The sequence below is a fragment of the Cellulosilyticum sp. genome (genome assembly GCF_982396655.1).
In genome coordinates this window covers 1-24274 of sequence record NZ_CEVXFV010000036.1, presented here as the reverse complement: position 1 = coordinate 24274, position 24274 = coordinate 1, and the positions used below count along the sequence as shown (strand labels likewise).

General features: G+C 34.7%; 23 protein-coding genes and 1 riboswitch. Of the genes, 21 read left to right on the top strand and 2 right to left on the bottom strand.

The window, feature by feature from the left end:
• Positions 1–84 precede the first annotated feature (84 nt).
• The 15 genes from AC1VAQ_RS14400 to AC1VAQ_RS14330 all read left to right on the top strand — a co-directional run bounded on the left by AC1VAQ_RS14400 (position 85) and on the right by AC1VAQ_RS14330 (position 15007).
• Positions 85–627 (top strand): flavin reductase family protein, encoded by a 543-nt coding sequence (locus tag AC1VAQ_RS14400; protein WP_479904065.1) that lies wholly within the window; start codon positions 85–87, stop codon positions 625–627.
• Between the two features lie 22 nt (positions 628–649).
• A complete protein-coding gene (locus AC1VAQ_RS14395; protein WP_302597157.1) occupies positions 650–1066 on the top strand; it encodes a MerR family transcriptional regulator in 417 nt (138 codons plus the stop codon).
• 72 nt (positions 1067–1138) lie between these two features.
• Positions 1139–2101 (top strand): aldo/keto reductase, encoded by a 963-nt coding sequence (locus tag AC1VAQ_RS14390; protein WP_479904064.1) that lies wholly within the window; start codon positions 1139–1141, stop codon positions 2099–2101.
• A gap of 33 nt (positions 2102–2134) precedes the next feature.
• Positions 2135–2902: a carboxymuconolactone decarboxylase family protein gene (locus AC1VAQ_RS14385; protein ID WP_303244050.1), complete on the top strand. Its 768-nt coding sequence runs from the start codon at positions 2135–2137 to the stop codon at positions 2900–2902.
• Positions 2903–3094: 192 nt separating this feature from the next.
• Complete coding sequence (gene bsh, locus AC1VAQ_RS14380) at positions 3095–4084, top strand: choloylglycine hydrolase (protein ID WP_302597160.1); 990 nt, start codon at positions 3095–3097, stop codon at positions 4082–4084.
• A gap of 270 nt (positions 4085–4354) precedes the next feature.
• On the top strand, positions 4355–4552 hold the full coding sequence (locus tag AC1VAQ_RS14375; protein ID WP_302597161.1) for a cold shock domain-containing protein: 198 nt from the start codon (positions 4355–4357) through the stop codon (positions 4550–4552).
• A 387-nt stretch (positions 4553–4939) separates the two neighbouring features.
• Positions 4940–5374, top strand: a complete 435-nt coding sequence (locus tag AC1VAQ_RS14370; RefSeq protein WP_302597162.1) for an Hsp20/alpha crystallin family protein — start codon at positions 4940–4942, stop codon at positions 5372–5374.
• Positions 5375–5546: 172 nt separating this feature from the next.
• Positions 5547–7598, top strand: a complete 2052-nt coding sequence (locus AC1VAQ_RS14365; protein WP_302597163.1) for a methyl-accepting chemotaxis protein — start codon at positions 5547–5549, stop codon at positions 7596–7598.
• Between the two features lie 10 nt (positions 7599–7608).
• Positions 7609–8925 carry an ABC transporter substrate-binding protein gene (locus tag AC1VAQ_RS14360; RefSeq protein WP_302597164.1) on the top strand — a complete coding sequence of 439 codons (1317 nt, stop codon included), beginning with the start codon at positions 7609–7611 and terminating at the stop codon, positions 8923–8925.
• Between the two features lie 173 nt (positions 8926–9098).
• Positions 9099–10985 carry a fructose-1,6-bisphosphatase gene (locus AC1VAQ_RS14355; protein ID WP_302597165.1) on the top strand — a complete coding sequence of 629 codons (1887 nt, stop codon included), beginning with the start codon at positions 9099–9101 and terminating at the stop codon, positions 10983–10985.
• Positions 10986–11127: 142 nt separating this feature from the next.
• Positions 11128–11322 (top strand): alpha/beta-type small acid-soluble spore protein, encoded by a 195-nt coding sequence (locus AC1VAQ_RS14350; RefSeq protein WP_302597166.1) that lies wholly within the window; start codon positions 11128–11130, stop codon positions 11320–11322.
• A 264-nt stretch (positions 11323–11586) separates the two neighbouring features.
• Positions 11587–11772, top strand: coding sequence for an alpha/beta-type small acid-soluble spore protein (locus AC1VAQ_RS14345; protein ID WP_302597168.1), 186 nt, complete (start codon positions 11587–11589; stop codon positions 11770–11772).
• A gap of 774 nt (positions 11773–12546) precedes the next feature.
• The gene (locus tag AC1VAQ_RS14340; RefSeq protein WP_303244051.1) at positions 12547–13467 is read left to right on the top strand and encodes an aldo/keto reductase; all 921 of its coding nucleotides are present in this window, start codon (positions 12547–12549) and stop codon (positions 13465–13467) included.
• A 473-nt stretch (positions 13468–13940) separates the two neighbouring features.
• Positions 13941–14429, top strand: coding sequence for a MarR family winged helix-turn-helix transcriptional regulator (locus tag AC1VAQ_RS14335; protein WP_302597170.1), 489 nt, complete (start codon positions 13941–13943; stop codon positions 14427–14429).
• Between the two features lie 80 nt (positions 14430–14509).
• On the top strand, positions 14510–15007 hold the full coding sequence (locus AC1VAQ_RS14330) for a flavodoxin domain-containing protein (protein ID WP_302597171.1): 498 nt from the start codon (positions 14510–14512) through the stop codon (positions 15005–15007).
• Positions 15008–15042: 35 nt separating this feature from the next.
• Here AC1VAQ_RS14330 and AC1VAQ_RS14325 read toward each other — a convergent pair whose 3' ends face one another.
• A complete protein-coding gene (locus tag AC1VAQ_RS14325) occupies positions 15043–15942 on the bottom strand; it encodes an AraC family transcriptional regulator (RefSeq protein ID WP_302597172.1) in 900 nt (299 codons plus the stop codon).
• 286 nt (positions 15943–16228) lie between these two features.
• The gene (locus tag AC1VAQ_RS14320; protein ID WP_479904063.1) at positions 16229–17101 is read right to left on the bottom strand and encodes a L,D-transpeptidase family protein; all 873 of its coding nucleotides are present in this window, start codon (positions 17099–17101) and stop codon (positions 16229–16231) included.
• Positions 17102–17639: 538 nt separating this feature from the next.
• Between AC1VAQ_RS14320 and AC1VAQ_RS14315 the strand changes: the two genes are divergently transcribed.
• The 6 genes from AC1VAQ_RS14315 (at position 17640) to AC1VAQ_RS14290 (ending at position 24206) form a co-directional block, all read left to right on the top strand.
• Positions 17640–18800 (top strand): MFS transporter, encoded by a 1161-nt coding sequence (locus AC1VAQ_RS14315; protein WP_302597174.1) that lies wholly within the window; start codon positions 17640–17642, stop codon positions 18798–18800.
• Between the two features lie 218 nt (positions 18801–19018).
• Entirely contained in the window at positions 19019–19816 is a 798-nt protein-coding gene (hdhA, locus tag AC1VAQ_RS14310; RefSeq protein ID WP_302597176.1) for a 7alpha-hydroxysteroid dehydrogenase, read from the top strand.
• 17 nt (positions 19817–19833) lie between these two features.
• Positions 19834–20070: a purine biosynthesis protein PurH gene (locus tag AC1VAQ_RS14305; RefSeq protein ID WP_302597177.1), complete on the top strand. Its 237-nt coding sequence runs from the start codon at positions 19834–19836 to the stop codon at positions 20068–20070.
• Between the two features lie 58 nt (positions 20071–20128).
• On the top strand, positions 20129–21016 hold the full coding sequence (locus tag AC1VAQ_RS14300; RefSeq protein WP_302597179.1) for a 5'-nucleotidase, lipoprotein e(P4) family: 888 nt from the start codon (positions 20129–20131) through the stop codon (positions 21014–21016).
• A gap of 141 nt (positions 21017–21157) precedes the next feature.
• A riboswitch (purine riboswitch) is annotated at positions 21158–21259 on the top strand.
• A 59-nt stretch (positions 21260–21318) separates the two neighbouring features.
• Positions 21319–22620, top strand: a complete 1302-nt coding sequence (locus tag AC1VAQ_RS14295; protein WP_303244052.1) for an NCS2 family permease — start codon at positions 21319–21321, stop codon at positions 22618–22620.
• Positions 22621–22817: 197 nt separating this feature from the next.
• Positions 22818–24206 carry an MATE family efflux transporter gene (locus AC1VAQ_RS14290; RefSeq protein WP_302597183.1) on the top strand — a complete coding sequence of 463 codons (1389 nt, stop codon included), beginning with the start codon at positions 22818–22820 and terminating at the stop codon, positions 24204–24206.
• The last annotated feature ends 68 nt before the right edge of the window (positions 24207–24274 follow it).

The following is a 24274-nucleotide window of genomic DNA, read 5'->3' as shown; positions in this document are numbered from 1 at the left end:
TCTTGCCCTGGAGTGAACTTAAGGGTATATAGTTTTTATAAGCCATAGAGAAGGCAAATAGATATAAGAAAAAGGATGAGTGAAATGAAAAAAAATATCGGATCAGCATTGGCATTATATCCAAGTCCATTAGTAGTGGTAGGTGCTATGGTAAACGGAAAACCAAATTGGGTATTAGTAGGACATCTTGGCATTATGGGACATGACCATGTGATGATAAGCCTTGCAAAACCTCATTATACCAATCAAGGCATTATAGAGAATAAGGTACTTTCTGTGAATATTGTTACAGAAGATTGGCTGGCAAAGGCAGACAAAATGGGATGCATCAGTGGCAATAAAGAAGATAAATCAGAAGCTTTTACATATACTATTGGCGCAGCAGGTGCGCCTATGATTGATGAAGCAAAGGTGAGCGTGGAATGTGAAGTTACAGATAGCTATGAAACAAAAGGATTTGATAACTTTATCTGCACCATAGCAGGAACTTATGCAGATGAAAGTATTTTAAATGAAGCAGGCAAAATTAATTATCATGTATTAAAACCTGTGTTATTTGAAATGCCAACTTATGAATATTTAAGAACAGGCGATGTCATCGGAAAGTGCACAAAAATCGGAAAGTAAGATGACAGGAGGAGGAGAGCCAATGACCATTAAAGAAGCTTCAGAAAAAACAGGTGTATCTATTGATAACCTTAGATATTACGAAAGAATTGGCCTTTTGCCGCCCATTCCAAGAAATGCAGCAGGCATTCGTAATTATGATGAAAGAGCTATTCATTGGATTGAATTTGTGCTCAAATTCAAAGAAGCAGGGGCTTCACTAGAAGCTATTATTGAGTATGTCCGTTTGGCACATTCCGAAAATGATACAAAGGAAGCAAGAAGAGAAATATTACTGGAAGTACAGAGGAATCTAACAAGTCGAATTGAAAAGTTACAAAGATGTTTAGATGTGACAGAGTATAAAATAGAAAATTACTATGACTTATGTGAGCCGGTAACTCGAAAGATGGTAGAAGAATGGCGAGCAGGAGAAACGCATACAGACAAAGAATCATAAGAGCAGTTCTAAGATAAAAAGCAAGTTTGGCGCAAGCATAGATAGAAGCAGGATATGAGAAAGGGGTAAAAAATGGAATATACAAAGTTAGGCACAACAGATATTGAAGTCTCACGTTTATGTGTGGGATGCATGAGTTTTGGCGACCCTGCAAGCAAGATGCATGCATGGACATTAAATCCACAGGAAAGTGAAGCAATCATTAAACATGCATTGGATTTAGGCATCAACTTCTTTGATACAGCAAACTGTTATTCAGCAGGCACAAGTGAGGAGTACCTTGGAAAAGCTATTAAAAATAATATTGCAAGGGAAAAGGTCATTCTTGCTACTAAGGTCTACTTTAATGAAGGCAAGTTATCTAAAGAAGCCATTCCAAGAGAAGTGGAAGGCTCTCTTAAGAGACTTGGCACAGATTATATTGATCTTTTGATTATTCATCGTTTTGATTATGATACGCCAATCGAGGAAACGATGGAAGCCTTACATCAGATGGTACAGTCGGGAAAAGTCCGTGCAATAGGGGCATCAGCCATGTATGGCTATCAGTTTATGAAGATGCAATATGCAGCAGAAAGAAGTGGATGGACGAAATTTGTCTCTATGCAGAATCATTATAATCTCCTTTATCGTGAAGATGAAAGGGAACTGATTCCAATCTGTAATGAACAGAAAGTATCTAGAACGCCATATAGCCCACTTGCAGCTGGAAGGCTCTCACGCCCAACGTGGTCAGCAGATACTTTAAGAAGCAAGACAGATGTGACAGCAGAAGGAAAATATGATGCTACAAGAGCCAGTGATATGATGATTGTACAGCGTGTGTCAGAACTGGCAGAAAAGAAAAATGCAACAATGACACAGATTGCCCTTGCATGGCAATTGGCTAAGGGGGTAGCTTCGCCTATCATTGGCGCAACGAAAGCAAAGTATTTGGAAGATGCAGTCGGAAGCTTCAATATTACCTTATCTCAAGAAGAAGTTGCCTTTCTTGAAGCGCCATATGTGCCTCACAAAATTGTTGGTGCATTATAGGTAAAATAATAGTATGAAGGAAGAAGGATAAAGATGGGTAGGACAGAGTTTTCTAAGAAATATCACGAAAAAATGTTTCCAGGTTATGTGTCGAAGTTTCTTGAGACAGATCCAGAGTTTATTGAGAGATTTGACAACTTCGCTTTTGATGAGGTTATTAATGAGGAAGGAAGAGGCCTAGACGATAAGACAAGAATGATGTGCATCTTATCAGTACTTCTGGGATGCCAGGGAATTGATGAATTTAGAGCAATGCTTCCAGCAGCACTTAACTTGGGCGTAACACCAGTAGAGGTTAAGGAAATGGTTTATCAGGCAGTGGCTTATCTTGGAATAGGAAGGGTACTTCCATATCTTCACGCCGTAAATGAAATACTTATAGCGAGAGGAATTAAGCTGCCATTAGAAAGTCAGGCAACGACAACTATTGAAGAACGTCTAGAAGCTGGTATTCAGGCGCAGGTAGATATCTTTGGAGAAGGTATGAGAGCGTTTTATAAGACTGGACCTGATGAGTCTAAACATATTAATAAATGGCTAGCAGATAACTGTTTTGGTGATTATTATACAAGAAAGGGATTAGACCATAAACAAAGAGAAATGATTATCTTCTGCTTTTTATATGCTCAAGGGGGCTGCGAGATGCAGCTTATTAGTCATGCAGCGGCGAATATGAGAATTGGAAATGATAAACAGTTTCTAATTAATATTATTTCACAGTGCATTCCTTTTATAGGCTATCCAAGGTCTTTAAATGCACTAAGGTGTGTAAATGAAGCAGTAAAGCAGGATGAAAAATAATTCTAAAATAGCGCAAAGGTTAAAAATAGCATTCACTAATTCAATATTGGTGAGTGCTGTTTTTTGTGTGTCACATGTAGTTACTATGGATTTAAAGAAATCTTTGATAGTTTGAAGGATACAAATCATGATTGTGATAAATAATATTATGTAATATGACAAAGGAAAAATGAGAAAGAGGTGTATATAAATATGTGCACAGCACTAAGTATTCAATCTAAGGAAGAAAAAATCTTTTTCGGAAGAAATATGGATTTGGCGTATAACTTTAATCAGTCACCAGTTTTGTTACCCAAAAATTATCAATATCAGGATAAGGTGACAGGTGAAAGCGTGCATATAAAAAGAGCAATATTAGGGATGGGGGCAGTGATAGATCAACATCCTGCTATGGCTGAAGCTATGAATGAAAATGGGCTTGCCTGTGCTGGATTAAATTTTGCACGCTATGCTTATTTTGAAAAGACAATCAAAGAGAATAAGAAAAATATTGCACCTTATGATTTTATATTATGGGTATTGTCAAACCATGATACAGTAGAGGAAGTAGCACGTGAAATGGAGAATATCGAGTTGGTGGATGTTCCTATTAATGAGAAAACACCAATCCCTACGCTGCACTGGATGATTACAGATAAAAGTGGAAAATCGTTAGTGGTGGAAAAGACAAAAGAAAGGTTAAGTGTCCATGAAAATCCAGTAAATGTCATGACGAATGATCCTACCTTTGACTGGCATGTTACGAATTTAAATGAATATATGAAGTTAGAGCCTAAGCACCCAGCCATTGTAAAATGGGGAGAAAAGGAATTAAAAGGGCTTGGTATAGGGGCAGGAACGCTAGGGATGCCGGGTGATTTTGCTTCTGTTTCTAGATTTGTAAGAATAGCTTATGTAAGATCACATATGACGGAGATTAGGAATGATGCAGAAGCATTAGCACAGTTTTTCCACATGCTTGATTATGTTGAGATGGTTAAGGGTGGTGTGATAACAGAAGAAGGGCAAGAAGATATGACATTATATTCTTCATGTATGGATTTACAAAAGGGCATTTACTATTATAAGACATATGAAAATAACCGTTTAAATGCAATAGATATGTTTAAGGAAAGTCTTGATAATGGCAAAATGAAAATTTTTCCATATGCGGCAGTGCAAGATGTTAATTATCAAAATTAGGATGATATGAAGAAGTAGAAGAAGAGTAAGAGATAAGAAATAGCATTCACGAATTAAAGGTGTGAGTGCTATTTTTAATAAGGAAATAAATACAAATTGACGTATCATGAAATAGAAGGTATAATAATAACATATTCAGTAGTTGTTTATAGCTTTAATTTTGATTTACATGTTATTAGAGATTATATACATTGCTTGATGTAATCTGTAATATTATGTGAATTTTTAGTTCCATTTTCATTGCAGAAATTTATATTAGGAGGTACCAACATGACAGGTACAGTTAAATGGTTTAATGCAGAAAAAGGATTCGGTTTCATTCAAAGAGAAGATGGAGATGATGTATTCGTACATTTCTCAGCTATCCAAGGAGATGGATTCAAAACTCTTGAAGAAGGACAAAAAGTAAACTTCGATATTACTAAAGGGCCACGTGGCGCTCAAGCAGAAAACGTTACAAGAGCATAATTTTGTAACCAAAAAGGTATAAGCTAAATTTTAGCTTATACCTTTTTTTGTTAGATAAAAATACTGTTAACTAAAGATAAAGAGGATAGAGAAAATTGAAAAGGGGAAGGGCTTATTTTGTTTTGCGTGATTGAGTTTTTAATGGCATTAGGTGGAATTGAGAAAATAGCGAGTTAAGGCCCTAGGGGTAATTGCAAGGTGTATTATAAAATTTTTAAAAAAATTAGCACTCACCTGTTGACAGTGCTAACAAACGGTGGTATATTATATTCAGAACAAAGGAAGAGGGAAATAAAAAAGTAACACTCAAATCCCAAGTTCAAAAAATCAAAAAAATTAGTTTCACCACGGCATACATTGTCGCTTATAAAAAAGGAGGAATGACTTATGTTAATGCCTAGTATTTTTGGAGAAAACTTATTTGATGATTGGATGGATTACAAATTCCCAGATATTGACAAAGCTTTATATGGTAAACATGCAAAACAACTTATGAAAACTGATATCAAAGAGACAGATGAAGGTTATGAAGTTGCTATTGATTTACCAGGCTTCAAGAAAGATGAAGTGAATGTAGAGCTTAATAACGGTTATCTAACCATTAGTGCAGCTAAAGGACTAGATAAAGAAGAAAAAGATAAAAATGGCAAATACATTAGACAAGAACGTTATGCAGGTAGTATGAGCCGAAGTTTCTATATAGGTGAGAATATCACAGAAAAAGATATTCATGCTAAATATGAAGATGGTATCTTAAAACTCGATTTTCCAAAAGAAGAGAAGAGAGTAATAGAAAATAAACATTATATTGCAATTGAATAATAGTTAGGCAGTAGCCTATTTAACATAAATGCTCCAAAGGAGAAATCCTAAGGAGTATTTTTTTGTGTAATAAATAAAAATTATACTAAGTTATAAAATTTTATTATTTATTGTCGATAAATAGTACATATGTGTTTTGGGTACGAAAGAATTATTAAGAGGAGAGAAGGGCATGAAAGATAAGATTAATAGTAAAAAATATGGGAAGCTACAGAGCATTAAAATGCAGTTATTAATGGCATTTTTTGTACCAGTATGTTTTGTGATTCTAGTAGGCGTAACAGCCTATAATAAAGCATCTAAGGGAATCATTGAAAACTATAAAGTAGCTACAGAAAAATCTATTTATATGACAGCAGAGTATGTGAGTTATGGGTTTGAAAATGTAAAAACTATAGCAGTAGACTATCTAACAGATGCAAACTTAACTCAGTATTTGAAGGGAAAGATGGCGGATGATGCAGTAGGACAAGTCGAGTTTACTGATAGTGAGAAAGCAACACTAATTTCTAAAAACTTATCTACACCGTTTATATCTAATATTTATTTGTTTTCTAATGATGTCTATTCATTATCTACAAGTGCAAATTCTGTCACAGGATTTTATGATACCTATAAAAGTACTGACCAGGGAAAACGGATACTAGAAGGAGAAAATGTGTATCATTGGGTAGGCGAAAGTTCTAATATGGATGAAGTATTTGGCGTAGATTCAGAAAGCTATGGGATAAGATTAATCAAACGCTATTATGATACAGAGGCTTGTGTTGTCATTGATGTAGACAAGAATAACCTTCAAGATATACTAAGTAGGTTAGAACTTGGCGAAGGAAGCATGGTGTCGCTTATATCTAGTGATGGTGTAGAGTTACTTCAAACAGGCGAGAAGAAGAATATGATTTATGGTACAGATTTTTATAATATGGCAAAGGAATCTAGCTACCAAAGTGGTTACATAGAAAAAGTAAAATATGATAATAACTCATATATGTTTTTATTTGCCAAGATTGAAAATGCAGATGCAATGATAGGTGCACTTGTACCAACTAAGGTTATTACAGCGCAAGCTGAAGACATAAAGTATTGGACAATTATTATTGTTATTATAGCAAGTATTATAGCGGTCATAATAGGGATTAAGACGGCTATGGGTATTAGCAGCAGTATTCATAAGGTAACAGATACTTTAGGACTAGTAGCTGAAGGAGATTTAACCGCCAAGTTAGAGATTGAGCGAAAAGATGAATTTGCAGTACTGGCAGACCATATTAATCATATGATTGAGCAAATGAAGGGATTAATATCAAATGTCAATGAATTAGGGGGTGTCGTTTCTAATTCTGTTCAGAATATGGTAAGTTTCACAGGACAGTTTACGCAGTCTACAGAGCAAATTGCTGTAGCGATAGATGATATAGAAAAGGGACTTACACAACAAGCAACAGATACAGTAGAGTGTGTGGATCAAATGAATGGATTATCTACAACGATTAACCAGGTGCATACACAGACTCAGGCGATTCAAGAAATTACTGGAGAAACAAGCCGAGTTATTGGAGAAGGATTTGCACATATGGAGATATTAAATAGCAAATCTAAGGAAACGACAACGATTACTAAAGATGTTATTGAAACAATGGAGATGCTTCAAGAGAAGTCTAAGGCAATTGAATCAATTATTAATGTGATTAATGGCATTGCAGAGCAAACTTCATTATTATCGCTTAATGCATCTATTGAAGCAGCTAGAGCAGGTGAGGCTGGTAGAGGATTTGCAGTAGTGGCTGATGAAATTAAAAAGTTGGCAGAAGGAAGCGTTAAGGCGACAGGTGAAATACGCTATATCATAGATGAGATAGGAAGCTCGACAGGTACGGCAGTAGGGAAGGTAAGAGAGGCAAGTGAAATTATTAGTTCCCAAGAAAAAGCTGTAACTGATACAACGGTAGCATTTAATAAGTTATACAAACAAGTAGAGTATTTAATTAGTAATCTTAAAGAGATTACAATGAAGGTTAAAGGCATGGAACAGCAGAAGGAGACTTCTATTGGCAGTATAGAGAGTATTTCAGCTGTAACAGAAGAGATTGTAGCCACAATATCTACTGTAAGTAATCGTACGACAGAGCAAAGTGGTACATCTACCAAGTTAAATGGATTGGCTGAAAATATGAGTATGCAAATAAAAGAGATGGAAGAAGCTATTCATCAGTTTAAGATATAGGAGGCATAAGATGAAGCGTATAGTAGAAGTACTTATGATAGCAGCATTAACACTTAGTGTAACAGCATGCAGTAGCATGTCGCAGGAGATGACGATAGGTACATCCATAGAGCAATCTAAAACAGAAGAAAATCAGACAATTGATGTATGGTGTTGGGATGCAGCTTTTAATGTATATGCTATGGAGGAAGCGGCTAAAATTTATGAAGCGGCTCATCCTGAAGTAAGTATTAATGTAGTAGAGACTGCCTGGGTAGATATTCAAGAAAGGTTGACAACGGCTGTTGTTTCCGGTCAGGAAGAATTACTGCCAGAAATTTTATTAATTCAAGATAGTGCATTAGCAAAGAATATTATGGCGTATCCAGGTGTATTTGCAGACTTAACAGATTCAGGAATTAATTTTAAGGATTTTGCTAGTTTCAAAACACAATTAGGCAATATAGAGGGGAAACAGTATAGTGTACCTTTTGATAATGGGACAGCTATTACAGGTGTGAGAACAGATATTATAGCAGAAGCTGGCTTTACAGTAGAGGACTTTACCGATATTACTTGGTCAGAGTTTATTGAGAAAGGGAAAGTTGTACGTGAGAAAACAGGTAAGCCAATGCTTACAAGTCAAATGAATTCACCAGATTTAGTACTTCTAATGTTACAAAGTACAGGGAATTGGTTATTGCAAGGTAATGAGCCTTACTTTACACAAAATAAAGCATTAAAAAGAGCTGTAGAAGTATATGTAGAATTAGTAAAAACAGGTGTTTTAGAAGAAACAAATGATTGGAATAATTACCTTAAGACAATTCAAACAAGTAGTGTGGCAGGTGTTATGAATGGTTGCTGGATTACAGGAACACTAAATGCCAATGAAGACCAAAAAGGACTTTGGGAGATTACAAATATTCCAAAGCTAGATGGGATAGAAGGCGCTACTAACTACAGCAGTCAAGGTGGTGCAAGCTGGTTAGTCGTAGAAAGTGCAAGTCAAAAGGACCTTGCGATAGAGTTTTTAAAAGACACATTTGGAAGTAGTGTAGCACTTTATGAAACTATTTTACCTTCTTCTGGCGCATTAGCATCCTATATACCAGCAGGTAAAAGTAATGTTTATGCCAAGGAACATGAATTCTTCAATAATCAAAAGGTTTATGAAATGATTACTAATTATGCGACCAAGGTGCCACAAGTAACATATGGTGTATATAATAATGAAGCACGTAATAGAGTAGGGGCTGCCATAACTAAAATTGTTAATAATGGGATGGATATGGATGTGGCCTTAAAAGAAGCAGAAGTTTTATTTAAGCAAGATTTACAAGAATAAAAGAAGGGGTATCTACGAAATCATTTAAATAGTTTCGTAGATACCTTTTTTGGTGTTAAAAATAAGTGGGAGTAATTCTAATAAATTGTTATAATAAAAGTATAAGATTAAGAAAATAAATAATAACATAACGTTAAATCTAAAAAATAATTTAGGTAAAGGTTGGTGTGGGGATGTCAGAGGAAAAAAAATATCTACAACTTCTTGCGGAGAAATATCCTTCTATTCAGGCTGTGTGTAGAGAGATTATTAATTTAAATGCAATTTTGAACTTGCCTAAAGGGACAGAGCATTTTATGAGTGATATACATGGAGAGTATGAGGCCTTTTGTCATATATTAAATAACTGTTCAGGGGTTATTAGAGAAAAGGTAGACCGTATATTTGGGGAAAAATTAAGTGATACGGAACGTGAAGAAATCTGTACACTAATTTATTATCCTATAGAGAAGTTAGAGCTTATCAAACAGGAACATGATGTAACAGAGGATTGGTATCGCATGGTACTCGGTGAACTTATTGAGATTGCAAAAATGCTTTCATCAAAGTATACGCGTTCTAAAGTGAGGAAGGCTATGCCGGAGGACTTTGCTTATGTTATAGATGAGCTTTTACATGTGCAGAAGGATGAAGATGATAACCAAGTGAGGTATCATCAAGAAATTCTAAATACAATTATTCAGATTGATAGTGCCGATGAATTTATTATTGCTTTAGCAGGACTTATAAAGAGATTGGCAGTAGACCATTTACATATTGTAGGCGATATTTATGATAGAGGACCTTATGCGGATAAGATATTAGATTTGCTTATGGCATATCATTCATTAGATATTCAGTGGGGAAATCATGATATTCTTTGGATGGGAGCAGTAGCAGGAAGTAAGGCATGTATTGCAAATGTTATTCGTAATAATATCAGATACCATAATATGATGATTCTAGAAAGCGGCTATGGGATTAGCTTAAGAAATCTTGCGTTATTTGCAGAGAAAACTTATAAAAATAAAGAACCTATGGAAGCTGCATTTAAAGCGATTTCAGTGATTTTATTTAAGTTAGAGGGAGAAGTTATTGAAAGACATCCTGAATATCAGATGACTGATAGGATGTTACTTCATAAAATGGATATGGACAAAGGAACGGTTGAAATAGAAGGGAAAATATATCATTTAGAAGATGCTGATTTTCCAACTATAAATAGAGAAGCACCTTATGAATTATCAAAGGAAGAAGCTGAGATTATGGAAGAGCTTAAGGCTGCCTTCGCTAATAGTCAAAGGTTACGTTCCCATATTGAATTTTTATATGAAAAGGGGAATATGTACCGTAAATATAATAATAACCTTTTGTTCCACGGGTGTGTACCTTTAGATGAAAGTGGTAACTTTGAAGGAGTAGAGCTAAATGGTAAGATTTATAAGGGAAGAAATTATTTAGATTATGCAGAAAGAGTTGCTAGAAGAGCATACTTTGGCAATCATAGTAAAGATGATTTAGATTTTATGTGGTACTTATGGTGTGGTAAGAAGTCCCCATTATTTGGGCGAACAATTAAGACGTTTGAGAGAACATTTATATCAGATCCAGAAAGCTGGCAAGAAGAAAAAAATACATATTATAAGTTTTATCACATGGAAAAGACCTGCAATATGATTTTAAGAGAATTTGGTTTGTATTCACCTATGTCACATATTATCAATGGACACACACCTGTTAAAACAGGAAATGGTGAACAACCTATTAGAGCAAATGGAAAGCTTATGGTAATTGATGGCGGATTTTGTAAGGATTATCATGAGACGACGGGCATTGCAGGCTATACCCTTATCTATAATTCACATGGCTTAAGACTTAAGGCACATCAACCTTTTGAAAGCGTTTATAAAGCACTTAGAGAAAATAAAGATATAGAATCTAGCTCAGAGATGGTGGAGACAGAAGCTTTCAGGGTAATGGTTAAAGATACAGATAATGGTCAACGTATTCGTAATGATATTTCTGACTTAGAAAAATTATTACATGCTTATCGAGAAGGCGAAATCGAAATAAAACGGTAATAAAAAGGTTTATATATATTAACATTTATGGACAAATTTTCATAGAATAGACTTATTTTTTTAACACATAATATGACTATAACTTCGCGTTAAATTAGAAGTTATGATCGATTATCTTCAATACTATAGGAGGAACAAAGTCATGTCTAACAATAACAATAGTTCATTTGATTCAATGAAATATGAGGTGGCTAGAGAAGTCGGAGTACCTTTAAAACAAGGTTACAATGGAGATATTACAGCTAGAGAAGCTGGAAAAATCGGTGGAACAATTGTTCAAAAAGTATTTGAACAATATAAAAATGCTCATGGAGACGCAAGCAATATGAATCAATAAAATGAGTCTACAATAACTCATTTTAAGGTGCCTTTTGTTAGGCAGATAGTAAAAAATGCTTTGTATACTTAACAAAATGTTAAGGGTACAAAGCATTTTATATATTAAAGTAAAATATTGATAGACCTTTATTTATGGACAAATTTTCAAGGCATAGATTAATTATTTTAACGCATACTATGACTATAACCACTAGATAAGAAATCAAGAGGTTATACAAACACTATCACATTTTTCGTTTAACATTATAGGAGGGAAACGATCATGGCAAGTCAACATGCTTTTGATTCAATGAAATACGAGGTAGCACAAGAAGTTGGGGTACCTTTAAAACAAGGCTATAATGGAGATATTACAGCTAGAGAAGCTGGAAAAATTGGTGGAACAATTGTTCAAAAAGTATTTGAACAATATAAAGGTTCTCACCAAAGTGCAGGACAAGAAAAATAAAAGTAGTGCGAAAAGGATTTTTAAATAAATCCGATAAAATTAAGCAATAAAGTAACAAAATGCTTTGTAGAGTTAAGAGATTAATTTTACAAAGCATTTTGTCATGTTTTATAGAGAAACCAACTAAAACCTTGAAATATACATATAGGTAAATAGGTTTCTCTCAATGATTTCACATGACTCAGAATCATGAATAATTAAAATATATAAATGTGAAATCTATATAAATGTGAAATCTATATTAAGCACAAAAAAAGGAAATATTATCTAGTATGAGATAGAGTAAACTGCACATACTACTATTGTAAAACCAATATGGATGTAGGAGGGAACAAAGATGAATAATCAAAGTAACCAAAGCATTCAAATTTCAGAGGCTAAAGCAGAAAATGTTTCTGAGGATGGGCCAATTGACAATTAAGGCTTATAGGACTTAAAATGCCTTATAAGCCGGTGGGTTTTATCAAAGAAGAGGACTTGTTTGGATGTGTATCAGATATACTGCGTATATTTGCATACCTACCAAATGGGTCCTTTTTTATATAAATTTTATAAATGTGAAATCTATATACAAAGTTTACTTTATTCAAGTAAAATAGAAGTAGTATAGAGAAACCAGCAAAAAACTTGAAATATACATGTAGGTAAATAGGTTTCTCCCAATGATTTCACATGACTAAAGATTGTGAATAACTGAATTTTAGTCATGTAAAATCTATAGGATAGAAGGTTTGGTTACAATAAAATATTATCACTTTAGTGTGGAGGGGCATCATGAAAAAGATGAGATTAGGGACAAGTAATTTAGAAGTGCCAGTAGTAGCAATAGGATGTATGCGTATGAATCAGTTAGATGAAAAAGGCTTAGCTGATTATATAGTGCAGTGTATGGAAAAAGGTCTTAACTTTTTTGACCATGCAGATATCTATGGTGCAGGGGAATGTGAAGAAAAGTTTAGTGTGGCACTAAGACAAGCTGGGATTAAAAGGGAAGATGTGATTTTACAATCAAAATGCGGCATTTGCCCTGGCAAGATGTATGATTTATCAAAAGAGCATATTTTAGAATCTGTTGAGGGCATTTTAAAACGTTTAAATACGGAATATATTGATGTATTAGCACTTCATCGTCCAGATACATTAGTAGAGCCAGAGGAAGTTGCAGCAGCATTTGACATTTTACAAAATAGTGGTAAGGTACGTCATTTTGGTGTATCTAATTATCGCCCAATGCAGATTGAATTGCTTAAAAAATATGTGAAGCAGGACTTAATCGTGAATCAAATGCAGTTTAGTGCAGCTTTTTCAACGATGATTGCCAGTGAACTTGAGGCAAACATGCTAACAGAAGGTGCAGTGGATCGTGATGGTGGTGTACTTAATTATTGCAGAATCCATGAGATGACAATGCAGGCTTGGTCACCTTTCCAATATGGCTTTTTTGAAGGTGTTTATATAGGCAGCGATAAATATCCAGACCTTAATCTTTATTTAGAAGAGCTGGCAAAAAAATATGATACAACGCCAACGGCTATTGCAACGGCATGGATTTTACGTCACCCTGCACGTATTCAAATGGTAGCAGGGACAACTAATATCCAACGCATTAATGAAATTGTGGCAGGCACTGAAGTAACTTTATCTAAGGAAGAATGGTATAAATTATACATGAATGCAGGTCATATTTTACCTTAATATGACAGTATTATTTCGTTAAAACAGCACATACTATTACTGTAAAACCAACATGGATGTAGGAGGGAACAAAGATGAATAATCAAAGTAACCAAAGCATTCAAATCTCAGAGGCTTACGCACAAAATAGTGCTGAGGATGAGCCAATTGAAAATTAAGGCTTATGGGGCTTAAAATGTCGTATAAGCCGAGGCGGTTTTAACAAAAAAAGGATCTACTTGTACGCATAAACACGCGAGAAATACAGCAGTATTTCTAATGAGTAGGTCCTTTTTTATGTTTATGGGAAAAATAAAATTATAGAGAAACCAACTAAAACCTTGAAATATACATGTAGGTAAATCGGTTTGTCATAATGATTTATACAGGTAAAATATAATGAAAAATTAGAAAATTTCATTGACAAGGTAAATTTGGGGTGTTATAAAAGTAATATATTACCGTTATAACATTTACAGAGAAAGTGAAGACATATGAAAAAGGAAATGGATATTTTAACTTTTGCAGAAAATAAGCATTTAGAGCCAATATGGTTAAAGAGATTATCGTTTACATCTATTTTGGTGGGAGCAAATTTGTTACAGACCTTGTTTACAAAGACGCTTAATGGGATTACAAGCAAACAGTGGTTATTACTTGTGATTACATATAATTGTCCATATGACCCTACCTTAAGTGAGGTCGGAAAAATTATGGGATGTTCGAGACAAAATGTGAAGCAGATTGCCGAGATTCTAAAGAAAAATGGTTACTTAGAATTCACAAAACAAGAAGGAGACAAAAATACAGTACGCCTAGTAACTACAGAAAAGTGGGAAACGTATTGTAAAGAAAATGATACCTATACAAATGGTATATTAGAAGAAATTTTTGAGGGTTTTACAGATGATGAATTAAGTCAGTATTTTAAAAGCTTTAATAAGGTGATGAAAAATATCGAGAAAGTTAATGAGAAGATATAGAGAAACCAACTAAAAATCATAAATAACTAGAATTTATAAATGTGAAATCTATATATAGCGTTAATAAAGGGGAGTATAAAATGAAGAGAATAGTTATTTACACAAGTTCAACAGGTTTTACAAAAAAGTATGCTAAGTGGATTGCTGATACATTAAACTGTGAGGCAAAGTCATTAAAAGAGATTTCAAAAAAAGAGATACAAGAAGCCAACATGGTTATTTATGGTGGCTGGCTTATGGGAAATACAGTCATGGGACTTGATAAGATACGAAAGATGTATTCAGGGAAGCTTATTGTATTTGCAGTAGGCTCTAGCCGCGCAGGGGAACAGATTAACAAGGCTATTCAGCAGCAGAATAATATGGGAGATATACCTTGCTTTTATATGGAAGGCGGTTTTGCTTTTGAAAAGCTTGGTTTTATAAAAAGGATGATGCTTAATATGGTAAAAAAAGCAGTTTCAAAGAAGGAGAATAAAACAGAACAAGATCTCTATATGGAGAAGGTGTTGGGGACTTCTTTTGACCATAGTGATAAAAAATACATACAGCCCTTAATCGATTTTGTAATGAAATAAAAGAGAAGTTTATGAAAAGAAACTACTTATATTTACTAGAGATGTTCCTTGCGATAAGCCATAGGGGTACATTTAAAGAAACGTTTGAAGGCCTGAGAAAAATTACTTGGGCTATCAAAACCGCAACGACTTGAAATTTCAGCAATGCTATCTGTAGGCTGATTAAGGAGCATAGAAGCACTTTGCGTAATGCGATATTTTAGCAGGTATTGCATAGGGGAGATTTGAATCATACGCTTGAAGCAACGTAAACATTCACGTTCACCAATGCCCACAGAGGAAGCAATTTGTAGTAAGGTCAGATTATCCCCATAATGATGATGCATAAAGTCTAACATGCATCTGATACGTAAATGGTCTTGGCTAGGGATAAGCTGATTTTCTAGAATGTCTGATTCATATTGGCTATAGAGGATAAGGCAAATGCGAGAGAGTTTTTCGCGGACAGTGAACTCATACCCTAGCGGATTGCTTGCTACGGCTTCGAAGGCATCTATAATGCATTGTGTAATATGTTGCTGCCAAGGATACTGCTCGGTACAATGAAGCGCATCCAATAAAGGAAATTGCATAAGAGGACTTAAGTAGCGTTGTGAAAAGACAGAGTCATTACTTCCAGCAATGAGATTAGGATGAAATACTAAGGATTTAATCTCACAAGAAGGCGCAGCAACCCCCTGATGCAATATACTGGAATTAATAAAGATACTTTCTCCCTTTTGGATATGACAGACTTGCCCCGGAACTTGAAGCTGTAAGGTACCTTCTACAACATAAATAACTTCTAATTCCTCATGCCAGTGCCAAGGAATTTCCATGTGCTCACGATTAGGATATCTAGAGGAATAGGCAGCACAAGGAAATTCTAATGTACCATGAGGGCGTAGTTCTCTACGGGTTCGGTCTAAGTTAAGTGTACATTCTTGTAAAGCCATAAATTTTCTCCTTTTGGTCGCTTTTTTTATATTATAGGTCTGAAATTTGATTGTATCAAGTGTCTATTTAGCCTATGATTATAGTGCAAATAAGATATTGAAAGCAAGGAGGGGTATAAAGGAGAATTATATAAGAAAAGACTATTTTTTAATAGTAGGATGAGGAATATGTATAGAAGGATAAATGATGTAATAGGCCTAAAGAATAAGAAGTGGGATATGATTACCTATAAGATAAAGTTGGCTATGAACATAGTTTAAAAACTAGTTTATAGCCAACTTTATCTTAATTAATAATAACGGCAGTGGAATCTAGAATATTACCATAAATCCACTGTGCATTTTCTACGGCTAGGCGAATGCAACCATGGGTAATAGCGGCACCTAAGGTATCATCTAGAATCTCTTTGCCATCAGGCGTAAAAAGGATTGAATGATAGTAGTAGCTTTCTAGGATACGTGTGGCGTATTTGACACGATAGCTTTCAGAGCCGAAGTAAGGCTTACGCCCATTAATATAGAAAGTACCACGAATAGTTGGGGTAGTAGGTTTACCAACATCACAAGACCAGGTATAAAGAAGATTCCATGTATTGTTGGAAGCTAGATTGAAAACATAAGTTAATTTATTTTCTAAATCTGTTGTCAGTAAGTTAGAGGTAGGGCTTTTAACCTCATTTTCATTGACAAAACGCGTCATATCCGTTGTAAAGTAAGTAAAATTATAGTCATCAGGAGGATTCCCATCATCTGTTAGGAAGTCATTAAATATATATCCTTTTTGGGTATTGAAGACGACGTAGCTCCAGTTACCTGTGACAGAGAGTACTTGTACTTCAGATTTAGCAGGTACTGTAGCAATGGATAAGGTTTGAGCATCTGGATAGGATCTTAAAACGGTATTTCGCCAGGTATACTCAGTAATGGATAAGGCAGAGGTAGGAACATAACCTGTTTGATAGTCATAGATAATTTGATACCAGTCTTCAGCACCATCAATAACTTGCACTCTAGTTTGCGCAGGAATGATGGCAAGGACAGGCGCTGTGGTGGATTTACTTTCAAGTAAGCTAGTGCTGCTTATCGTATACTTATAAGGCGTGGGAAAAGGGGCTGTTTGAAAAGGAGAAGTTGCATTTTGCCTCATAAATCTTCGCATGATACACCTCACAATGATTTCACATAGCTATAACATAATGAATAGCTAAATTTTATAAATGTGAAATCTATCTAGAGAAACCAACTATAATTCTAAATTATACATCTCATAAATAGATTTCTCCCAATGATTTCATATAGCTATAACATAATGAATAACTAAACTTTATAAATGTGAAATCTATAGTCTCCTAATAAGTTATGATAAATGGAAGAAATTGGTGATTAAATAGGCGGATATTAGTGCGAAGAGATTTGTAGAGAAACCGACTAAAACCCTTGAAATATACATGTAGGTAAAGAGGTTTCTCCCAATGATTTCGCATGACTAAAAATTATGAATAACTAAATCTTATAAATGTGAAATCTATATAGAGAAACCGACTAAAACCTTGAAATATGCATCTAGGTAAAGAGTTTTCTCTCAATGATTTCACATGACTAAAAACTATGAATAACTAAACCTTATAAATGTGAAATCTATAGTGAAAGGTGAAATAAAGATATAAATAAAGATATGAATAAAGAGGAGAAAAATAATGACAACATTATTATTAATTATCATTTATATTGCATTTATTAGCTTAGGGCTTCCGGATGCGATATTAGGTTCAGCATGGCCAACAATGTATGAAGGTTTCCATGTTCCGATATCCTATGTAGGAATGATTAGTATGCTTATTGCAGGAGGTACAATCATATCAAGCCTTTTTAGCGATAAATTAATGCGTAAATTAGGAACAGGCAAGGTGACTGCAATTAGTGTAGCTATGACAGCAGTGGCACTTATGGGCTTTTCATTTTCTAATTCTTTTTGGGAATTATGTTTTTGGGCAATTCCTTATGGATTAGGGGCAGGAAGTGTAGATGCAGCCCTTAATAATTTTGTGGCTATAAATTATAAGTCACGTCATATGAGCTGGCTCCATTGCTTCTGGGGCATAGGCGCAACGGCTGGCCCTTATATTATGGGCTTATGTTTAACAAACAATTTAAAATGGAATGTTGGCTATAAAGCCATCGGTATTTTGCAAGTTGTATTAGTTATTGTGCTTATCCTATCACTTCCTCTTTGGAAAATAAAGAAAGAAGGCGGTATGGCAGAAAGTGAAGTGAAAAGTTTAAGCTTCAAAGAAACCATAAAATTGCCAGGTGCAAAAAATATGTTTATAGCGTTCTTTGCTTACTGCTCTTTAGAAGCAACAGCAGGTTTATGGGCTAGTAGTTATATGGTACTTCAAAAAGGCATTAGTGCTGAAACCGCAGCAAAATGGGCAGCCTTATTTTATTTAGGTATTACAGTAGGTCGGTTTATCAGCGGCTTTATTACAGATAAAATTGGAAATAAAAATATGGTGAGAATAGGACAGGGCATTGCCGCAGTAGGGATACTTATTATGATTATGCCACTAGGAAATACATGGTCATTAATAGGCCTTATGATGATAGGATTGGGATGTGCGCCTATTTATCCAAGTCTCTTGCATGAAACCCCTAGAAACTTTGGGGAAGATAAATCACAAGCTATTATGGGAATGCAAATGGCATCTGCCTATGTAGGTACAACATTTATGCCACCACTTTTTGGTGTCATTACACAAAACTTAAGTATTAGCTGGTATCCATGGTACCTATTAATCTTTGTGCTGATTATGCTTTGTATGGTAGAAGGTGTTAATGCATTACATAGGAAAAAATAAAAATTTGTTTTATAGAGAAACCAACTAAAAACTTGAAATATACATGTAGGTAAATAGGTTTCTCTCAATGATTTCACATGACTAAAAATCATGAATAACTAAAACTTACAAATGTGAAATCTATATTAGTTATTAAGGAGTTTTTATAAGTATTTTATATTTATAGTTTAAAGTGTAAATTATAAGATATAAAATATAATAGCTGAAAGGTAAACAAAATGAGATTACAAAACAAAGTAGCAATAGTCACAGCATCAACAAGAGGTATAGGCCTTGCCTGTGCAGAGCGCTTAGCAAGAGAAGGCGCTACTGTATATATGGGTGCACGTAACCTAGAACGTGCAAGAGAAATTGCAGAAGCACTTAATCAAGAAGGCTGCAATGTAAAGGTTGTTTATAATGATGCAACGGTGAAAGAAAGTTATAAGTCAATGATTGAAGAAGTTGCAAAAGAGGAAGGCAAAATTGATATCTTAGTAAATAACTATGGTGGTTCTGATCCAAAGATAGACTTGGATATTAAAAATACGGATTATGAAGCCTTCATTCATACGATTGATATGAATTTAGCAAGTGTATTTTTAACAGCACAAGCAGCTATTCCACATATGGCAGCTCATGGTGGTGGTAGCATTATTAATATTTCTTCTATTGGGGGCATTCGTCCAGATATTTCTCAAATTGGTTATGGCACAAGTAAGGCTGCTATTAATTACTTAACGAAGCTTATTGCTACACAATGTGCAAGGGATAATATTCGCTGTAATGCGGTGCTGCCAGGAATGACAGCTACAGATGCCGTAAATAACAACTTATCAGATGGATTTAAAGAGTTCTTCTTGAAACATACACCTATTAAACGTATGGGACTTCCAGAAGAAATTGCAGGAACAGTATTATACTTTGCAAGTGATGATTCAGCTTATACAACAGGTCAAATCGTAGATGTATCAGGCGGATTTGGAATGCCAACACCTGTATATGGGGATATGATAGAACTTAAAAATAGAAGATAAAATAAGAGGTAAAACAAATGAGCAGATTTTTAATTAAAAATACAACAAGAGAGCAAAGAGAACAAATCGTAAAAGATGCACTTGGTTACAGTGAAATTGGCTGTGAAGATGGTGGTAGATTTGGATATGATTTTTATGAACCATATATTAATGGGGAAAAAGAAATTTCAGAGCTTACACAAGAGTTTACAGCATCTTATGTAAGAGGTGGCAATAATAATCGTCATAGCAGTGGATGCAGTTATTCAAGATAAAATAGCCGAGTAAAAAGGTTTAAAGGTGTAAACACTAAAAGTAAAAAAGGAGTTTACGATGAAAGTAAAGACGTTTTTACCTTTAGTAATTATAGTATCTGCATTGACCGTAGGCTGTAATGGCAGCACGAATAACAATGCAGCAAATAACAGCATAACGAATAACAATGCCGCTACCAATACAGTAACAGGGACAAATGCGACATCGGATGAAAATGCAGCACCAGATACACGCTATGCAACAAGTACAGTTTTAGCACTAAACTGGCAACAGCAGTCAGGAGAGTTTGATGCATTATGCTATCAGGCCTATAATTCAGCAACGAGAAGCTTGGAAGAACTTGCAGCACAGGAGCATACTAAACCACAAGCCGTTGTGCTAGACATAGATGAAACTGTATTAGATAACTCAATTTCTACAGGTGAAGATATAAAAGCCAATAGAAGTTATACACAAGAGAACTTTAATGAATGGGTTAATAGAGGTGATGCAGGATTAGTAAGCGGTGCAGATAGATTCTTGAATAAGGCAAAAGAACTAGGCGTAGAAGTTTTTTATGTAACCAATAGGGTTCCTGAAAACTTACAGGCGACTATCACCAATATGAATAGATTTGGCTTACCCAATGCAGATGCCGAGCATTTATTATTAAAGCAAGATACAAGCTCAAAGCAAGCACGTTGGAATCAGGTAGCACAAAAGTATGATATTATCATGTATTGTGGAGACAATCTAAATGATTTTAATGGGGCTTTTTATAAAAAGACCAATAAAGAACGTAAAGCATTAGTAGCAGAAATGGCTGATGAATTTGGCTATAAATATATTGTTTTACCAAATGCTTTATATGGTGACTGGGAAGGGGCTATGTATGACTATGACTATAGCAAAACAGACCCGGAAAAGTATGAAGTTAGAAATGGGCTAGTTAATCAATTACCATAAATTAAAAATATGAGGATGTTGCGAGATTTATTTCGTGACATCCTCATATTTTTGAGTTATATAAAATCAAGAAGTTAGTTTATTAGATAGGGTGGTAAAAAATAGATGTAGACAAAGTTATGGATATGTTATATGATGGTTAACATAAAATTAAACGGACATCGTATAAAGTTGATAATAAGGTTCAACAGTTTCTACCAAATCACCCTAAATGATTTGACTACGATATGATTACAAATAAATAAAATCCATATCTAAAGAGACTCATTATACGGTCATGTTAACAACATGGAGGCGTAATGATGAATGTAATTAAAAATTATTTTGAATTTGACAAAAAGGGAACTAGCTTTAAGACGGAAATTATAGGAGCTATTACTACTTTCTTAACTATGGCGTATTGCCTATTTTTAATCCCAAATGTATTATCTGAAGCAGGTATGCCAGCAGGAAGTGTTTTCGTGGCAACTGCACTTGCAGCAGCTATTGGATCATTTATAATGGGGGCTTTTGCAAAATTTCCATTAGCTTTAGCACCGGGAATTGGTGTCAATGCATTTTTTACTTATAGTGTATGTCTTGGTTTAAATGTACCATGGGAAACAGCACTTGCAGGTGTTTTAGTATCAGGACTTATTTTTATTATTATTTCAGTGACAGGGTTACGTGCTCTTATTATTAAAGCAATACCACAAGATCTCAAGTTTGCTGTATCAGCAGGGATTGGTTTATTTATTGCCTTTATTGGTCTAAAAAATGCTGGCATTGTAGTTGCAAATCCCTCAACAATTGTATCATTAGGGAACCTTACAGACCCAGCTGTGTTATTAGCTATATTTGGCGTATTAGTCATTGCAGTTTTATTAGTTAGAAATGTTAAAATAGGTATTTTCTTAGGCATTGTTATAACGACTATTGTGGGCATGCTTTTTGGTATTATTGATTTACCTACAGCAGTTGTATCTATACCACCTTCTATTGCACCAACTTTTGGCGTAGCATTCTCACATATTAAGGACGTCTTTACACCAGAGATGTTAGTCGTTGTATTTACATTTTTATTTATGGACTTCTTTGATACAGCAGGAACATTAGTGGCAGTAGGAACTAAGGTAGGCTTAGTCAAAGAAGATGGTTCGGTGGAAAATGGTTCAAAAGCATTACTTGCAGACTCTGTAGCAACTTGTATTGGGGCAGCATTAGGAACAACAAATACAACTTCTTATTTAGAGTCATTATCAGGAATTTCTGTAGGTGCAAAAACAGGATTTTCAAGCATTATTGTAGCTGGATTATTCATTGTATCTTTAGCATTTTCACCATTATTAACAGTCATTACTTCAGCAGTAACAGCACCTGCGCTTATTATAGTGGGGTCTATGATGTGTAGTGCGTTAAAAGAAATTGCATGGGATAAAAGTGAGATTTCTATAGCAGCCTTTTTAACAATTATTTTAATGCCACTCACATATAGCATTGGTGAAGGGATTGCCTGTGGATTTTTAACTTATGTTGTACTTATGGTGTTCAAAGGAGAATATAAGAAAGTACATCCAGTAATGTATGGGTTAGCAGCATTGTTTGTAGTATATTTTGTATTATAAAATTTAAAAGAGAAAACTTAACGTAAAAAGAGACTGAATGCATTTTGCAGCAGTCTCTTTTTACGTTTCTTGTAAGCCTTAAGTAAAGTTGGCTTATTTTGTTATGATAATAAAAATAAAATTTAGAATCATTGATACAATAATTTGAAAGTGTTATGCTAATAGAGATTACTATATGAAGGAAGATGGGAAATAGGATGAAAAATGAACAAATCAAAAGTTATGAGATGGATATGTGTAATGGCCCCATTTTAAAAAAGATGCTACTCTTTGCCATTCCACTGATGTGTTCAAGTGTACTGCAGCTTTTATTTAATGCTGCAGATATTGTAGTTGTGGGAAGATTTGCAGGAGATAACTCCTTAGCAGCAGTAGGGTCCAATACGGCACTAATTAGTCTTTTAACTAATCTTTTTATAGGTTTATCAATAGGGGCGAATGTTCTCGCTGCACGTTACTATGGCGCGAAACAGGAGAAAGCGTTAAGTGAAACTGTCCATACCTCTATGTTACTGAGTGTGTACAGTGGAATAATTTTAACAGTTATAGGATTAATTGGGGCTAAACGTATCTTAATCTGGATGCAGACGCCAGAAGAAGTATTAGATTTAGCGGCATTATATCTTAGAATTTATTTTATTGGTATGACAGCTACAATGATTTATAATTTTGGAAGTGCTGTATTAAGAGCAATAGGGGATACCAAAAGGCCATTGTATTATTTGTTTGTGGCAGGCATTATTAATGTGATATTAAATTTAATCTTTGTTATTGTGATGAAGTTAGATGTAGCAGGAGTAGCTTTAGCAACAGTTATTTCACAGTGTATTTCAGCTTTTTTAGTTGTAAGATGCTTAATGCGAGAACAAGGCGGCATGAAACTGATTTTGAAGAACCTTCATATACATAAAGATAAATTTGCAAGTATACTTAAGATAGGGCTTCCAGCAGGTTTTCAAGGCATAGTATTTTCTTTGTCAAATGTAGTGATTCAGTCTTCTGTTAATTTATTTGGTGCCACTGTAATGGCAGGAAATTCAGCAGCAGCTAATATTGAGGGCTTTGTATACTTTGCAATGAATGCTTTTTATCAGGCTACCATTTCTTTCACAAGTCAGAATATGGGGGCTAAGAATTATGAGCGTATTAATAAGATTGTTCTAGTAGGCGAAATGTGTGTAACAGTTACAGGCATTGTATTAGGAAATCTAATGGTACTAGGAGGAGAAAGTTTATTAGGCTTTTATTCGTCTAGTCCTGAAGTTATTGAAGCAGGAATGCATAGATTACGTGTGATTTCTGCAACTTATGCCTTATGTGGCATGATGGATGTCATGGTAGGGGCTTTAAGAGGGATTGGTTATTCAGTCATGCCAATGATAGTCTCTTTGATAGGGGCGTGTGGGCTAAGATTATTATGGTTAGCTACTATTTTCCAAGTAGATCGTTTCCATAATGTATTTATAATTTATTTATCATATCCTATTACGTGGCTTATTACATTGAGCGTTCATATCATATGCTTTATATGGGCGAGAAGAAAAATAACCAAACAGCAGTTTTGTATAAAAAGGGTAGTAGCATAAAATGCTAGCTACCTTTTTATGGTGTGCCCAGCATGGGCGTAGTCTAACGGGTGAAAGTCCCGAGTGTG

Coding starts and splice junctions, on each gene's coding strand:
- AC1VAQ_RS14300 (WP_302597179.1), top strand. CDS start 20,129: ATGAAAGTAAAGACGTTTTTACCTTTAGTAATTATAGTATCTGCATTG.
- AC1VAQ_RS14340 (WP_303244051.1), top strand. CDS start 12,547: ATGAAAAAGATGAGATTAGGGACAAGTAATTTAGAAGTGCCAGTAGTA.
- AC1VAQ_RS14290 (WP_302597183.1), top strand. CDS start 22,818: ATGAAAAATGAACAAATCAAAAGTTATGAGATGGATATGTGTAATGGC.
- hdhA (WP_302597176.1), top strand. CDS start 19,019: ATGAGATTACAAAACAAAGTAGCAATAGTCACAGCATCAACAAGAGGT.
- AC1VAQ_RS14355 (WP_302597165.1), top strand. CDS start 9,099: ATGTCAGAGGAAAAAAAATATCTACAACTTCTTGCGGAGAAATATCCT.
- AC1VAQ_RS14315 (WP_302597174.1), top strand. CDS start 17,640: ATGACAACATTATTATTAATTATCATTTATATTGCATTTATTAGCTTA.
- AC1VAQ_RS14400 (WP_479904065.1), top strand. CDS start 85: ATGAAAAAAAATATCGGATCAGCATTGGCATTATATCCAAGTCCATTA.
- AC1VAQ_RS14360 (WP_302597164.1), top strand. CDS start 7,609: ATGAAGCGTATAGTAGAAGTACTTATGATAGCAGCATTAACACTTAGT.
- AC1VAQ_RS14350 (WP_302597166.1), top strand. CDS start 11,128: ATGTCTAACAATAACAATAGTTCATTTGATTCAATGAAATATGAGGTG.
- AC1VAQ_RS14335 (WP_302597170.1), top strand. CDS start 13,941: ATGAAAAAGGAAATGGATATTTTAACTTTTGCAGAAAATAAGCATTTA.
- AC1VAQ_RS14295 (WP_303244052.1), top strand. CDS start 21,319: ATGAATGTAATTAAAAATTATTTTGAATTTGACAAAAAGGGAACTAGC.
- AC1VAQ_RS14325 (WP_302597172.1), bottom strand. CDS start 15,942: ATGGCTTTACAAGAATGTACACTTAACTTAGACCGAACCCGTAGAGAA.
- AC1VAQ_RS14370 (WP_302597162.1), top strand. CDS start 4,940: ATGTTAATGCCTAGTATTTTTGGAGAAAACTTATTTGATGATTGGATG.
- AC1VAQ_RS14390 (WP_479904064.1), top strand. CDS start 1,139: ATGGAATATACAAAGTTAGGCACAACAGATATTGAAGTCTCACGTTTA.
- AC1VAQ_RS14345 (WP_302597168.1), top strand. CDS start 11,587: ATGGCAAGTCAACATGCTTTTGATTCAATGAAATACGAGGTAGCACAA.
- AC1VAQ_RS14395 (WP_302597157.1), top strand. CDS start 650: ATGACCATTAAAGAAGCTTCAGAAAAAACAGGTGTATCTATTGATAAC.
- AC1VAQ_RS14375 (WP_302597161.1), top strand. CDS start 4,355: ATGACAGGTACAGTTAAATGGTTTAATGCAGAAAAAGGATTCGGTTTC.
- AC1VAQ_RS14330 (WP_302597171.1), top strand. CDS start 14,510: ATGAAGAGAATAGTTATTTACACAAGTTCAACAGGTTTTACAAAAAAG.
- AC1VAQ_RS14385 (WP_303244050.1), top strand. CDS start 2,135: ATGGGTAGGACAGAGTTTTCTAAGAAATATCACGAAAAAATGTTTCCA.
- AC1VAQ_RS14305 (WP_302597177.1), top strand. CDS start 19,834: ATGAGCAGATTTTTAATTAAAAATACAACAAGAGAGCAAAGAGAACAA.
- AC1VAQ_RS14365 (WP_302597163.1), top strand. CDS start 5,547: ATGAAAGATAAGATTAATAGTAAAAAATATGGGAAGCTACAGAGCATT.
- bsh (WP_302597160.1), top strand. CDS start 3,095: ATGTGCACAGCACTAAGTATTCAATCTAAGGAAGAAAAAATCTTTTTC.
- AC1VAQ_RS14320 (WP_479904063.1), bottom strand. CDS start 17,101: ATGCGAAGATTTATGAGGCAAAATGCAACTTCTCCTTTTCAAACAGCC.